The sequence below is a fragment of the Leuconostoc carnosum genome, assembly GCF_014207505.1.
In the GTDB taxonomy this organism is placed as follows: domain Bacteria; phylum Bacillota; class Bacilli; order Lactobacillales; family Lactobacillaceae; genus Leuconostoc; species Leuconostoc carnosum.
Map to the genome: position 1 here is coordinate 185,506 of NZ_JACHGL010000002.1, position 14,531 is coordinate 200,036.

The 14,531-nt window shown below is 37.4% G+C and carries 14 protein-coding genes and 2 riboswitches; of the genes, 8 read left to right on the forward strand and 6 right to left on the reverse strand.

The annotated features are described in order from the left end of the window. Positions 1 to 51: 51 nt before the first annotated feature. The gene (locus HNQ98_RS03005; protein ID WP_014974087.1) at positions 52 to 2,418 is read right to left on the reverse strand and encodes a phosphoketolase family protein; all 2,367 of its coding nucleotides are present in this window, start codon (positions 2,416 to 2,418) and stop codon (positions 52 to 54) included. Positions 2,419 to 2,798: 380 nt separating this feature from the next. Further along, a riboswitch (TPP riboswitch) is annotated at positions 2,799 to 2,907 on the forward strand. 107 nt (positions 2,908 to 3,014) lie between these two features. Here HNQ98_RS03005 and HNQ98_RS03010 point away from each other — a divergent pair. The 3 genes from HNQ98_RS03010 (at position 3,015) to HNQ98_RS03020 (ending at position 5,275) form a co-directional block, all read left to right on the forward strand. Then, complete coding sequence (locus HNQ98_RS03010; RefSeq protein WP_172601006.1) at positions 3,015 to 3,452, forward strand: nucleoside 2-deoxyribosyltransferase; 438 nt, start codon at positions 3,015 to 3,017, stop codon at positions 3,450 to 3,452. 64 nt (positions 3,453 to 3,516) lie between these two features. Beyond that, entirely contained in the window at positions 3,517 to 4,497 is a 981-nt protein-coding gene (locus tag HNQ98_RS03015; RefSeq protein ID WP_014974089.1) for a thymidylate synthase, read from the forward strand. A 10-nt stretch (positions 4,498 to 4,507) separates the two neighbouring features. Continuing rightward, on the forward strand, positions 4,508 to 5,275 hold the full coding sequence (locus tag HNQ98_RS03020) for a class I SAM-dependent methyltransferase (protein WP_014974090.1): 768 nt from the start codon (positions 4,508 to 4,510) through the stop codon (positions 5,273 to 5,275). Between the two features lie 61 nt (positions 5,276 to 5,336). Here the strand turns inward: HNQ98_RS03020 and HNQ98_RS03025 are convergent, their stop codons facing one another. From HNQ98_RS03025 to HNQ98_RS03045, 5 genes are all read right to left on the reverse strand, one after another. Beyond that, the gene (locus HNQ98_RS03025; protein ID WP_014974091.1) at positions 5,337 to 7,031 is read right to left on the reverse strand and encodes an NFACT RNA binding domain-containing protein; all 1,695 of its coding nucleotides are present in this window, start codon (positions 7,029 to 7,031) and stop codon (positions 5,337 to 5,339) included. A 140-nt stretch (positions 7,032 to 7,171) separates the two neighbouring features. Continuing rightward, positions 7,172 to 7,807, reverse strand: a complete 636-nt coding sequence (locus tag HNQ98_RS03030; RefSeq protein WP_014974092.1) for a copper homeostasis protein CutC — start codon at positions 7,805 to 7,807, stop codon at positions 7,172 to 7,174. A gap of 67 nt (positions 7,808 to 7,874) precedes the next feature. Beyond that, the gene (rpmF, locus tag HNQ98_RS03035; protein ID WP_014974093.1) at positions 7,875 to 8,048 is read right to left on the reverse strand and encodes a 50S ribosomal protein L32; all 174 of its coding nucleotides are present in this window, start codon (positions 8,046 to 8,048) and stop codon (positions 7,875 to 7,877) included. A gap of 98 nt (positions 8,049 to 8,146) precedes the next feature. Next, positions 8,147 to 8,959 carry a nicotinamide riboside transporter PnuC gene (gene pnuC, locus HNQ98_RS03040; RefSeq protein WP_014974094.1) on the reverse strand — a complete coding sequence of 271 codons (813 nt, stop codon included), beginning with the start codon at positions 8,957 to 8,959 and terminating at the stop codon, positions 8,147 to 8,149. Positions 8,960 to 9,073: 114 nt separating this feature from the next. Then, a complete protein-coding gene (locus HNQ98_RS03045) occupies positions 9,074 to 9,610 on the reverse strand; it encodes a nucleoside 2-deoxyribosyltransferase (RefSeq protein WP_014974095.1) in 537 nt (178 codons plus the stop codon). Positions 9,611 to 9,880: 270 nt separating this feature from the next. Here HNQ98_RS03045 and HNQ98_RS03050 point away from each other — a divergent pair, with 270 nt between their 5' ends. The 5 genes from HNQ98_RS03050 to lysA all read left to right on the forward strand — a co-directional run bounded on the left by HNQ98_RS03050 (position 9,881) and on the right by lysA (position 14,476). After that, positions 9,881 to 10,558, forward strand: coding sequence for a VTT domain-containing protein (locus HNQ98_RS03050; RefSeq protein WP_041773145.1), 678 nt, complete (start codon positions 9,881 to 9,883; stop codon positions 10,556 to 10,558). 37 nt (positions 10,559 to 10,595) lie between these two features. Next, on the forward strand, positions 10,596 to 11,147 hold the full coding sequence (locus HNQ98_RS03055; protein WP_014974097.1) for a hypothetical protein: 552 nt from the start codon (positions 10,596 to 10,598) through the stop codon (positions 11,145 to 11,147). After that, on the forward strand, positions 11,140 to 12,522 hold the full coding sequence (locus HNQ98_RS03060) for a nicotinate phosphoribosyltransferase (protein WP_014974098.1): 1,383 nt from the start codon (positions 11,140 to 11,142) through the stop codon (positions 12,520 to 12,522). The genes HNQ98_RS03055 and HNQ98_RS03060 overlap by 8 nt, the downstream gene beginning before the upstream one ends. Before the next feature lie 2 nt (positions 12,523 to 12,524). After that, the gene (locus HNQ98_RS03065; protein ID WP_041773146.1) at positions 12,525 to 12,860 is read left to right on the forward strand and encodes a hypothetical protein; all 336 of its coding nucleotides are present in this window, start codon (positions 12,525 to 12,527) and stop codon (positions 12,858 to 12,860) included. A gap of 57 nt (positions 12,861 to 12,917) precedes the next feature. Continuing rightward, positions 12,918 to 13,093, forward strand: a riboswitch (Lysine riboswitch). Positions 13,094 to 13,174: 81 nt separating this feature from the next. Then, positions 13,175 to 14,476: a diaminopimelate decarboxylase gene (gene lysA, locus HNQ98_RS03070; protein WP_014974100.1), complete on the forward strand. Its 1,302-nt coding sequence runs from the start codon at positions 13,175 to 13,177 to the stop codon at positions 14,474 to 14,476. Positions 14,477 to 14,531: the final 55 nt, after the last annotated feature.

Here is a 14,531-nt window from a genome sequence, read left to right on the forward strand (position 1 = left end):
CAATCATATTGCTTGGCGTATTTTTTATTTGGTAGTTAGAAGATCAAATAATTATTTTAGTGCTTTCCAGCGCCAATCTTCTACTTCAGGTAAATCAGTACCCATAGATCTTGTATATGCTACGTGTTCATCTAATTTATCAGTCATTTCTTGTACGAGAGATGCATACTTGACACGTGTTTCTTGAGGCAACATTGAGATAGCTGCTTTAACCAAATTAAAGCGATCAATTTGGTTAAGTACACGCATATCAAATGGTGTGGTGATATCGCCAACTTCTCGGTAACCATGAACTTTTAGATTATGGTTGTGGCGCTTGAAGAAAATAGATTCAATCATAGGTTCATAACCGTGAAATGCGAACAGAACAGGTTTATCAGTTGTGAAGTAACCATCGAATTCATCATCACTTAAGCCATAACTTGCATCACTGCGTAATTTGAATAGATCTAATACGTTGATGTAACGTATTTTCAATGATGGCATGTAGTCGTGCAAAATTTGGATTGCCGCTAAGCTTTCAGTGGTTGGTTCAGAACCAGCAGAAGCAATAACAATATCTGGTTCTGCATCTTTATCGGTACTTGCCCAATCAATAATGCGCAAACCTTGTTTAACAAGTTGCTTAGCTTCTTCAGCTGAGAACCATTGTAGACGAGGGTGCTTACTTGCGACAATGTAGTTAATTTGTTGTGTTGTTTGAACTGCGTGTTCAAATGTTGCAACTAAACTATTAGCATCAGCTGGGAAGAATTCACGGATGAAATTGGGCTGCTTTTCATACAGCATAGTTGTCACACCTGGATCTTGGTGTGAATACCCGTTATGATCTTGTTGGAACACAGTTGAATCGGCGATGATATTCAAAGCAGGGACATCTTTACGCCATGAAACTTCACTAGAGTGGTTTAACCACTTGAAGTGTTGCACAATCATGTCATCAACTTCACGAATAAAGACTTCATAACTGGCAAAGAAACCGTGGCGACCAGTTAGCGTATAAGTTTCAAGCATACCTTCATCATAGTGCTCTGATAGCATAGAATCAATAATACGACCTTCAGTTGCCATAAATTGGTCATTTGGTTCTTTAATTGGAAGCAACCACTGGCGATTAGTAGTTTCAAAAACATCTTGGAATCGGTTAGATGCTGTTTCATCAGGTCCGAATCCTCTGAAATTAGTTGGATTATATTTAATGATATCCCTGATATAACCACCTAACAAAATAGCATCTTGAGCCAAATTGCTACCTGGTGCATCATTTTGTGTCAAATAATTATCGATATCTGGCAATGACAATGGCTTGATAATACCAGCATTTGTTACTGAATTATGTGCCATACGTAGGGATTTCTTTGGTAATACTTCTTGAATTGATTCAGCTAAGCGACCATTTTCATCAAATAATTCATTTGGTTTGTATGATTGTAACCATGACACAAGTTGTGGAATATATTCTGGATGATTTTGGTCAGCAGGAATTGGAATCTGGTGCGCACGGAATGAGTTTTCGATTGGCTTACCATCCCATGTTTTTGGACCAGTCCAGCCTTTTGGTGAACGTAATACGATCATTGGCCAAAGTGGGCGTGTGACTTCATCGCTGTTTTGTTTTGCAGCGTTGTCTCGAATGTCTTTGATTTCTTCAAAGACTGTGTCCATTGTTTTTGCCATTTCTTCATGAACTTGCATAATTGGCTTGTCAAAAGAGCTGACAAAATAAGGATGCCACCCCAAACTATGGAAATACTCGGTCAAGGTCTCATCAGATTCACGCGATAATACGGTAGGGTTGGCAATTTTGAATCCGTTCAAATTCAAAATTGGTAATACTGTACCATCATTCTTTGGATTCAAAAATTTATTAACATGCCATGAGGTAGCCAATGGCGCAGTTTCTGCTTCACCATCACCGACAACAACAGCAGCGATGAGATCTGGATTGTCTAATACAGCACCGGCACCGTGTAAAATAGAATAACCTAAAGCGCCACCTTCATGGATTGATCCAGGTACTTTAGGATCAGCATGAGATGCCACGCCGCCTGGAAACGAAAAACGTTTAAACATTTTTTGCATGCCAGTTTCATCTTGTGTTATTTCTGGAAAGACATCAGTGTAACTACCATCCAGATAAGCATTTGAAATCATGACTTGGCCACCGTGACCAGGGCCTTCGATGTAAAACATGTTTAAATCATACTTATTAATCGCACGATTTAAATGTGCATAGATAAAGTTTTGGCTAGGTATTGTTCCCCAATGGCCAATAGGATGAATTTTAATTTGATCTGCGGTGAGCTTTTCTTTAAGTAAGGGATTATCTAACAAATAAAGTTGTCCGACTGACAAATAATTTGTTGCTCGCCAGTAGGCATCTAATTTGTTAAGGTACTCTTTTGAATCAATGTTCATGTTGTAGTTCCTCCAATTTGTGACGATGTGCGTATCATGGTAAAGACTATGACAATGTAAAAAATAGTTCGAGATACAAAATACACTTTGCAAAGTATGTTGTAGAAATTTCAAGATTAATCGAGATCATGTGTCAAACACATAAGACATTGTTTTATTACCCAACTATTTTTACATAATCATCGTAATTGTTATTTTATAAAAAGTCAATACCAATAAAGTAATTGGTTCGTACCAATTACTTTATTGGTATTGACTTTTTTGGTGAAAAACAGCACAACAGTAGGACTTGAGAGAGAAAAACTGTTTTATTATAAATAATTTGACTTGCATAATTTTGAGCATGTATGATAAGATCAATATTGTTATTAATCGATTAATTAACATACTAGGGGTGCTTTTATAAAAAGCTGAGAGAGAAGTGATAGTCTTCGAACCCTTTGAACCTGATCTGTTGCAAACAGCGTAGGAAAGTATGAATTATATGAAGGTCATTTGGAAATCATATAGCTAGCCATACTATATCTAAGAGCGTTTGCAGAACAACAATGTTATTGCAGATGCTCTTTTTTATTTGGAAATTAGGAGGTATATTTTTGAATGAACGTGTATTTCTAGCTGCACCTTTTAAGCAACTTCTGAATCAAAAAAATGTTGTTGATTCAGAGAACACTCAAGTGCTTCAAACAATCATACAATTATTAGAAAATAAGCATTTTATAGTTGACAATGCGCATAAGAGAGAAAACTGGGGTGCTGAAATGATGGCGCCTAGTCAGTGCACAACAGCAGATTATTTTGCTATTAAACAATGTCAATACTTTATAGCATTTCCGGGAAATCCTGCATCACCAGGGACTCATATTGAACTTGGATGGGCGTCAGCTTTTAATAAAAAAATGATACTACTTCTTAAAGTGGGCGTTGATTATGCGTATTTAGTGCAAGGACTTGGTGCAATTGCTGATGTTGAATATTTGTATTACAAGGACTTAGCAGATTGCGTCCAAAAAATAAATCATTTTTTCAAATAATAATTATGAACATCCTGACCGTAAGGAATCATCAAAGTAGTAGTTAACTGAGGAGTTTAATTTTATGACAACATATGAAACTTTTGATGATGCCTATGTATCAGTATTAGCAGACATATATCATCATCCAGAATATTTTAATGAACCAAGAGGATTTAGTAGTCGTGAAAAACTGGCTGTTAATTTTAAAATTAATCAGCCAACACAAAGAGTTGTTTATAGTCGAAAAAGAAAAACAAATATTATATTTAATTTTGCTGAGGCTTTGTGGTATATCACCGGAAATAATAGTCTTGACTACATCAGTTATTATAATCAGCGAATGCCTGATTACTCAATGGACGGTCAAACCTTGACGGGGACTGCTTATGGTACCAAACTTTTTCATTTTGGAGAGGGAAATTTAAATCAATGGCAAAATGTTAAAAAAATATTGCTACAGGATCCAGATTCTAAGCGCGCAGTTATGCAAATATTTGATGCCACTGAATTGACAATTGAACGTAATTTAGACGTTTCGTGTACTTTAGGATTACAATTTTTTGTTCGCAACGGTCGATTAGATATGGTGTCTTACATGCGAGCAAATGATGCTTTTCGTGGTATTGTCAGTGATGTCTTTTCGTTTACATTGATACAAGAGCTGATGGCACGAGATCTTCATTTAGAAGTGGGTCATTATTATCATAATGTAGGCACGATGCATATTTATGAGCCGGACAATCAGTGGGTTAAACATGTGCTGGCAGAAGAAAGATACGACACGTTCGAATTACCAAAAATGCCAAATGAAGAGAATTGGCAAATGATTAATACATTGATGTATTATGAAGAAAAATTGAGAAATAATAAGTTATTAATGGATTGGCAAGCTATTCAACAAACAGGGTTGTCACCATACTGGCAACAAATTTTGGCATTATTTAGTATTTATCAGATGATTCATTATCATCAAAAAATAGATCGTATATTATTTCAGAAGCTACTGCCAGTGTATCAATATTTAATGATTAACAAATGGCCAACAGTATTGGCAGGAATATAAAGGGGGTATTATGGCAAAAAATCTTTTTAGTGATGCCTCAGTGGCTAATCAATTTAATCAATATAATGATGTACTAGAACAAGTACTAGGTTATCATTACGTGATATCTGCTTTTGAATCAGATCAAGCGAATAAAATATTAGACTATGGTTGTGGACCTGGCAAAGTATCATTTCGATTGGCCAATCAATGGTCATCAGATATCATCGCCGTGGATGAATCTGCCAAAATGATTGAGATTGCTAACGATCAACGTGCACATGAGCATATTGAATATAGAATTGTTGAAAATGATAATTTGAATTTTATTGCAGATAATTCAATTGATGGTGCCATGGCTTGCTATGTGTTTATTAATAACGAATCTGAGCAGCGTATATTACAAATTATGTCAGAGATACATCGCGTTTTGCGCCCCAAAAGTCGATTTCTTATTTTGGATACGAATCCCAATACAACGGGTGTCCCTTTTTCAACTTTTCAAAATGGTGAGAAAGGTAAAAAATATGGTTATGGTGAACCGCGTATTGAAAAGTTACATGTTGACCAGAATAATGATCTCATTTTACATGATTTTAATTGGCCAAATAGTATGTACGAAAATAATTTAAGAAAAGCTGGATTCAGAAATATTAATGTCAGATATCCAAAATTAAATGATTTGACGGCAGAAGAACGGATTAAATTAGAAAAAACATATCAATATAATAATTGGTCCAACGAACAAGCACAGTCACCATTTATTTTATACCAAGCAATTAAAGATGGTAGTATATGAGCAGGATAAAGTAAAACAGACGATACCAACTATTGAGTTGGTATCGTCTGTTTTATGTGTGTTATTTTGTTTTTAATTTAGAAATTAAACTAGCGTCAGGTGTGACATAGAGTGTTTGTTGTCCTTCAAAAATAACAAATCCAGGCTTGGAACCATTTGGTTTACGCAACTTACCTGCAGGCAAGTAATCAACAGGTACATTAGCTGATTCTCGTGCCTTGCTGTAATAAGCCGCTAATTTGGCAGCTTCAATAAGTGTTTCATCTGATGGTTTTGCATCATGAATAATAACGTGTGAACCAGGTATTTTTTGGACGTGTAACCAAATATCACGTCGATCAGCTTGTTTTAAGGATAAACGTTCATTTTGTAAGTTGTTTTTACCAACTTCAATTAACGTGCCATCCGAACTAAGAAACTTATCTGGCTTGGACACCTTTGGTTTTTGTTTATTCTTCTTATTTGCACGGATATAGCCACCCGTTGTTAATTCAAGACGAATATCTTCGACATCTTTCGGTGAAGCTACTTCAAGTTGAGCGATAATATTGTCAAAATAATTAATTTCAGCATCTGTGATAGTCAGCTGTTCATTCACAAAATCAACAGCAGTACGTAGTTTGCGATATTTTGTAAAGTATCTTTCTGCATTTTTTAACCCGTTTAATTTTGGATCTAACGGAATAGTCAGTAAATTATTATTGTCATAATAATTTTCGATAGCCACATTTGTCATGCCTTTTTGTGCTAAGTGTGGGTAAGTAATAAGTAAATCACCCATGACCTTCAAGTCATCAGCATTCTCTGCATCATTTAATGTAGCTAATAATTTTTTACGTTTAGTTTTATTTTTTTTGAGTTCATTTTTGACAACACGTACCAATGAACCAGCCTGTTGATTAACACGCTCACGTTCTGCTTTACCAATGTAGTAGGCATCGAGCAAGTCACCTAATGTGTCAAAATGCTGTGCACTACTATGTGCTTGAATCCAATTAAAAGCAGAGAAACTGAGTGCACCTTTATCAGATATAAATAGTGTTGGCTGTGTTGATTCAAAATGTGATAACCATTCTTGAGCATGATTGAGCGGGTCACCAGCTTGTTTGATTGCTTCAGCCAGAGATATTGCTGAATCGCGACTAAAACCTTGATAAGTTGATTGAATCATTTTAGGCCAATCTTCAGAAGGTGTGTCTAGAATCATTGGCGCTAATGCCGATAAATCACTGATAAAAGGGTTGAGTAGGTTTTGTGCGGGTGGTAACACATAAGTTGCGCCGGGAATTAATGAGCGTACACGATTTTGATCAGCAGGGACGTGCTTAATTAGTTCTAAGATGCGTGAATCATTTTCGCGTACGAGAAAGAGATTGGAGTGGCGACCCATCATTTCAAGTGTCAATCGAATTTCTTGGATATCACCTAGTTCATCACGTGCATTAACATAGAAATTGATAATACGATCGTTATCAATTTGTTCAACTTTTTGTAGCTTAGAACCTTCTAAGTAGCGGCGTAAGAACATCACAAAATTAGGTGCAGTTTGTGGATTTTCATAGGGAATATGGGTAATCTGTGCGCGAGCATAAGTTGGATGAGCACTCAATAAAACTGGATAGTTCGTGCCGTTATTACGCACGACTAAAACAATTTCATTGGGGTAAGGTTGATGGACTTTAGTAATACGTCCACCAACAATTAATCGATTGAATTCATGCACAATTGCATGTGTAAATAATCCATCTAATGGCATTTTTGTCCCTCGTTTGTTAGTTAGTACAATTATATAATAGGGTATCAATGGTATAAAAATAGTCACTTGACAACTGTAGTTGAAGTGACCATTAAGTAAATTCCATGTTTTCAGATAATGAGTTTGCTTAACGTAATAAATTAAACAATTTGTGAACCATGAACTTCATGAACACCTAAAGCACTAGCGATACGTTGCGCATTTTCTGCGGTTAGTCCACCACCAGGTAAAATAGTGATATGATTTGGTGCCATATTAACCAACATTTGTATACGCGATAAAGTATGCGAAATGCTCTCAGATAAAGGACCACCGTGCATTAAAATACGTTTAACACCATGTTCTGCTAACCAATACATTGCTTGGGGTTGGTGTTCTTGTTCGATATCATCAAAAGCCATATGCATGACAACTTGTAAGTCGAGTGCATGTGCGTGACGAATCAATAGCGACATGGCTTCGTAGTCTAATTGATGATTACGGACAACACCAAAAGTGACAAATTGTCCACCTAAGTCAGCGATTTGTTGTAATGTTTCTTGCATTTGTTGTAGCTCATTTTCATTATATGCAAAGTTACCGGCACGGGGTCTAACCATAATGACCACTGGCACATCAGTAATAGCTATGAGCGTATCAATAATTGTGCGTGTGTCTGGTGTTAGGCCACCAAGATGTAAGTGGCTATTTAATTCAATTCGGTTAGCACCTTGTAGGCGCATCTGTTTGGCTGCTTCAGCAGAATCCACAGCTGCTTCTCTAATTGTAATAGTCATGTTATTATTTTACCATAAAATTGCAAACAAAAAACCTGTGCCAAAGGGTACAGGTTATAATGCGAAATTACTTCTTATCAGTAACTTGCTTGCCGTTATAAACACCAGAAGGTGATACACGGTGAGCTACGCGGTATTCACCAGTTGTTTGGTCCAATACAATGTTAGGAACATTCAAACCGATGTGTCCGCGACGGTTACGCTTATGAGACTTTGAGTTCTTGTTTGATGGGGTAGCCATAATGGCACCTCCTTTCGGTTTCAATTTATCAACTAGTCAAGTTTACCGAAAATTAAGACTTTTGTCAATAGTGTTTTCAAAATTCATGTCAAGGTGTTCTACTTGACATGGCTCTGAGCTAATTGGGCTGTAATGGCTTTGTGATGAAACCATGATGATTGTGCCAACGCCAAGATATCATTAGCAAAGTACATGAGGTAAGTTACTAAAATGACAAGTGCTGAAGCACCTAAGGCACCACCAGCAGCTACAGTAAGTCCCCACAGCGTGATTTGCATAATGCCTTGTAGCAACCAAGCAAACCAACTTTCAGAGAAACGAAATGTGGTTAAGACCGCACCAACCAAACCAGTTCCTAAAACTAACGAGTCAGAAATTGGACGTGGCGTGTGTAATACTTGTGTTTCAAACCAATATGCAGCAGCAAAGGCTATAATAGCAACTAATGCCACGACACTGTACCAAAATACTTTACCGTGTTTTTCACCACGAATGTCTGTTTCATGAATAAAACGAACATGCTGATCCGTATTTTTAACCCAAGATGGCATGACTAAGACGGGGATGTCTAACAAAACAACATATGTCAGTTGTAAAACAGCATCGGCTGGGTTTTTGTGCAGCCAAGCCACATAAATATAAATAGCGGCTGATAATAGCCCGAACAGACCATTCATGGGTTTTGCTTCTTTCAAACCCAAAACAGTTGTCCAGCCAAAGATTGCTGCGAAAAATGTTGCAAATGTCATACTATTAATTGGATTACCCATACCAAAACTAGTATAAGTAATAATAATTAAACCAATAGTTAGCAGAGCATATGACAATCTAGTCCAGCCTTTAAATTGTTCTGCATACCAAAATGGATTAAGAACTTGCCAGTGAGAAATTGTTTCGTTTGATGTTTGCATGAAAATATTTTTACCGAGATTAAGGCACTCTGATTGGTTGCTGGCATTTTGTCAGTGCTTTGAGAGAGCGGCTCGGCACCTTTCTTCTAGTTTTTAACCACTAATGGGTTAATATTAAATTAATTTACCGGTATACTTATTTGGCGTAATATCAAAAAAGTCATATTCAGCTAATGCTTTGGTGGAAGTTACATGCGCATCAGTACCAAATGAGAGCATGAGATTAATTGGATGTTGATCAATATTGCCAGCAAAGACTGATACTACAGGGGTATTTGAAGCAACTGAGTAACCTAATTCCATGGCTGTCCCAGTGTCAGGATCTTCAGCTTCAAAAATTGCCACTGTTAAATCCGAATTATCAATTGCTTTAATATCTGCTTTATAAGTCATAGCCCCCCATTCAAAATCAGGTTCACCATTCTCAGAACCTAACGCCACACCACCATATTGGTGTAATAGTGGTACATGGATATGGGCAATCGTTGGATTAGTACTTAATTGGATGAATGCATCTTTCAATAAAGATTCTTGTTCGTCTGAAAACCAACCAGCAGCCAAATAGATATTTTTGGCACCAGGTAATTTCTGGCTATTATCCACGTTGCGATTAATTTCTTCTAGTTCTTGAATGAGTTTTACTTCGTTCATAATTTTGCTCCTTAATTTATGTCTATAATAACTTTACAACAGATTGTTTTTAATATGTTGTAATTTTAATACAAAGACAATTTTTGTCTAGTAGTAGTTCATCTGATAGTCAGTTTGAAAAAGAGATGGTAAAGTTTGTTGCAGAGATAGCAGTGGGGAACAAGTTATTTTCTAATAAATGGGCAATATGTGTTAAAATTAAGCTATTGTAAAAAATAAGTTAGGAGAACCGTACGTGCGAGTTTAAACACTAACACGTACCTTAATCATATGTTTTTAATTGACTTCATTCTTCATATTGATGCCCATATTGCGACACTAGTATCTCAGTTCGGACCATGGACATATCTCATTTTGTTTTTAATCATCTTCATTGAAACAGGTATTGTCATTATGCCATTCTTGCCAGGAGATTCATTGTTGTTTGCAGCTGGGGCTGTGGCAGCAACTCCTGCGGGTATCCATGCTGGACTAAATCATTGGGTATTTATGTTACTTTTTTTCTTTGCCGCGACCATTGGTGATTCACTTAATTTTTGGATAGGGCGCACTGGTGGCTATAAGTTAGTACGACATCCATTAGTTGGTCGATTTATTAAGGAAGAACATATTCGTGAAGCAGAAGGCTTTTTTGAAAAGCGAGGGGCGTTAGCTATCATCATTGGTCGTTACATGCCAATTGTTAGAACATTTGTGCCTTTTGTTGCGGGAATTAGTCAGTTTTCGTACGGTCATTTCTTGCGAAACAATATTATTGCTGCTTTTTCATGGAGTTTGATAGCAACTGGCGCCGGTTATTTATTTGGTAATATTCCTTTTGTTAAAGCTCATTTTTCAATTATCATACTAGGCATTGCGTTGGTGACATTGATGCCAACCTTTATTGGTATTTTCCGTTCAGTGATAGTCAATCGACGTGCTAAAAAAATAACTCAGAATATAAAGTAAAGCTGCCTTCAGGCAGCTTTTTTAGTATAATAGAATTATGAATAATTTAATTATATTACAACAGTTAACGGAAATAACAACAGAAGAAATTGCACAAGCACTGGATGCTGAGGTATCGTTGGTAAAATCTTGGCAAAATGAAGAGGCGATGCCAACAATTGCTGAATTTGAAGCCCTAAGTGGTATCTTTTCAAGCCAATTGGATGCTAAAGGCATTGAAGCGCAAACTGCAAACCATCCAATACATATTCGTTTATCAATGGATTACCTGATGAATTTAGGCCTGACAGTTTCTGATTGGATTTCATTAAAGTGGGCTTCCGAGGGTGAATGGCAAGGCGACAAATTAGCTGTGGGCTTTTTTGACCAAGGAAAGCTCACACGTGTAGCAGAATCGAGTGACGAATTTGTTGCAGCTTTTGCAGGGTACTTAATTTTGCAAACTGAGGGTGAATTTGAGCCATACATTGATGAATACGATGACGATAAAGTATATGATTGGCGTTTATTGCGTATGAGTGAGAATACTTATCGAGATGTCACCCGAGAATTTATCGCCACAGACTTACCGGAGATTAGTTATGAGTGAAAATATTATTTTAGCAACTGATGCCTATAAGTTAACCCATCATTTGCAATATCCTACTAATTTAACGAAACTATATTCATATGGTGAAGCTCGCGTTGGCGGGAAGTTTGACACGGTAAGTTGGTTTGGCTTATCAATGATTTTACACGATTATTTTCATGAGCCAATAACAGATACGATGATTGATGAGGCACAAAAGGTCGCTCACATGACTTTTGGCACTTCAGCCTATTTTAATCGTTCAGTCTGGGAAAAGGTACGCGATCTGGGCTATTTTCCAGTGAAAATAAAAGCACTGCCAGAGGGATTAGAAGTACCGACTGGTAATGCTTTATTTACTATTGAATCAACTGCTGATTGGTTTGCTACCAGTTTAAATGCTTTAGAAGTGGTTTTAATGCACGTCTGGTATCCGACAACTATTGCGACAAATTCGCTTAACATTAAAAAAAGGTTAAAACCATTGCTTGAAAAATCTGGGACCGTCGCTAATTTGTTTCTGGCAGTTAATGATTTTGGTTTACGTGGTGCAACGTCGCTTGAATCAGGTAAACGAGGTGGCGCAGCACATTTATTACACTTTCAAGGATCGGATAACATGGCTGCTTCACAATATTTTGAATCAGTTTATGGTGTTGCGGGTCGTGCGTTATCGGTGTGGGCAACAGAACATTCAGTTGCGACAGCTTACGGATCAGGGCAAGGCGAGTTCGATTATGTGAATGCACAACTTGATCGTACCCCAGATGACGCTGTGCTTTCAATTGTGATTGATTCTTATGATGCGTTACAGTTTATAACTACTGTTATTGGATCACCAGAGATCAAAGCACGTATTATGCAGCGTGAAGGACGTATTGTTTTGAGACCTGATTCTGGTGATCCCAAAACAATTGATTTACAGGTTTTGGATGCATTAGCGACTATTTTTGGTACAACCGTTAATCATAAGGGCTATCGTGTCCTTGATTATAATGTTGGTATTATTCAGGGTGATGGTATGAAGGCGGATACGATTGTCAGTTTGTATGAAGCCTTGATTGCAGCTGGTTGGTCTGCTGACAATCTGGTCGTTGGCTCTGGTGGCGGTCTGCTACAAGAAGGATTTACACGTGACACTGAGCGTTTTGCTATTAAAGCTGCATATGCTGAAAATTCAGCTGGTGAGAGAATCAATATTCAAAAAAACCCAAAAACGGATGTTAGTAAAGCATCAAAAGCTGGCTTATTGAAAGTTATCATGCGACAGGGTCAGATGGTGACGGTATCGCAAAAAGATAGTGGCGATGACTTATTGCAAACAGTTTATGACAATGGTGTTTTTTCACCAGTTGATGGTTCAGTAATTGTTCAACGCGCAGCCAATGAAGGGTAATGATGAATTATAATTTTAAAAAAACAACGGATGTAACCTCGGAAGTTAAAGTAGAACATTTGGACATTAAAGCTGCTGCGCAGGCTTATCGTGAACTTGAAGTTCGGGATAAGCAACCTGTCAGTGAAGAAGACACGACACTTGTCGGACATGGTGTTCAGGCATTAGGCACTGAGTCGGCGATTGGCAAGGACGAGCGTAAAGCACAAATGCAAGTATTGTTCAACCAAGGGATGACTAGCTATATTGATTTAGCGTTTGAACTGAACTTAGCAGAGTCCACCATTCGACAATATGGAAAGGAACTAGGACTCACATTTATCGATACATTATATTAAATGAAAAATTTGACATTATTTCGTCAGTAAGTTATGATAATTAAAATAAGAAATTAAGATTTACATAGAGGTTGCAATTGACATAAGTACCAAGACCAAGCTGTTGTAGCAGTGATGCGGTGTTGTGAAAGGGGATATTGCCGAAATAGTTTATCACTACCAAGATAGATTATTGGGACAATAGTTAATAACTGTTGGACTGTCGTTAGAGATAACGGTGAGCTATGGCAACTGTCAAAAATGCTAACACAAAAGCCTTTTGTCCGTGACCGTGGTCTCGAACGAGGGCTTTTTATGTGGATTTGGAGAACAAAATGACAAATTATTTAACTAATGAATTAGAACATTTAACAATTGACGGTGCCGATGCCGTTTCATTAGCAGAAACTTATGGCACACCGCTTTATGTGTATGATGTATCTAAAATTCGGCAAACAATGCGTGCTTTTAAAACGCTATTTGAAAAAGAAAACGTGCCTTACGTGGTGAGCTACGCTTCTAAAGCGTTTGCGACTAAGGCAATTTATCAAGTCGCTCAGCAAGAAGGGATACATGCAGATATTGTTTCTGGTGGTGAATTAGTTACAGCAATTAAAGCAGGATTTGATACCAAGCATCTTAGTTTCAACGGGAATAACAAAAGTTTTGATGAGCTGACGCTAGCAGTAGAAAAAGGTGTTGGGACGATTATTATTGACAACTTTCTGGAGTTAAAATTATTATCAACAATTGCACAGGAACATCAAATAAAGCAAGATATTTTGTTGCGCATTTCACCTGGTATTTCAGCGCATACACATGAATTTATTAGTACTGGACAACAAGATTCGAAATTCGGATTTGACTTACTTACGGGTCAGGCCAAAGAAGCTTTCCAAATAGCCAAAAATGACGATAATTTGAATTTGCGTGGATTACATGCGCATATTGGGTCACAAATTTTTGATGTGACTGGCTTTGAAAAGAATGCAGCTTTGCTTGCTGATACAGCGCAAAGTTGGGGATGGCAGCCCGCCGTTATTAATGTTGGGGGCGGATTTGGTATTCGATATACGGCCGATGACAAGCCGTTACCAGAAAGTGAATATGTTGCGGCTATTATACGCACACTTAAAGGCAAAGCAGCTTCATATGACTGGAAAATGCCTGAAATATGGATTGAACCAGGTCGTTCAATCGTTGGTCCAGCTGGACAGACGCTTTACACCATCGGTTCACGTAAGGATATTCCTGATATTCGTCACTATTTAGCTGTTGATGGCGGTATGGGAGATAATATCCGACCGGCATTATATCAAGCACAATATGAAGCGGTATTAGCTAACCAGCCTAATGCACAAACTAAAGAAGTTGTTCGTGTTGCAGGTAAATATTGTGAATCAGGAGATGTTTTGGTGTGGCAACAAGCCTTACCAGAAACACAGCCAGGAGATATATTATCAGTATTGGCTACAGGTGCTTATGGCTATGCTATGGCATCCAATTATAATCGTAACCCACGTCCTGCTGTTGTATTCGTAGAAAATGGCAAACATCAATTGGTTGTTGCCCGTGAGACTTATGAACATATTATGTCGCTGGACAAAGATTATACATTACAAAGTTCAACAAAATAGTAATGCGCTCTGTTTATTTTAGCTGTTACAGTTGAAGTAGACATCATTAAATGAC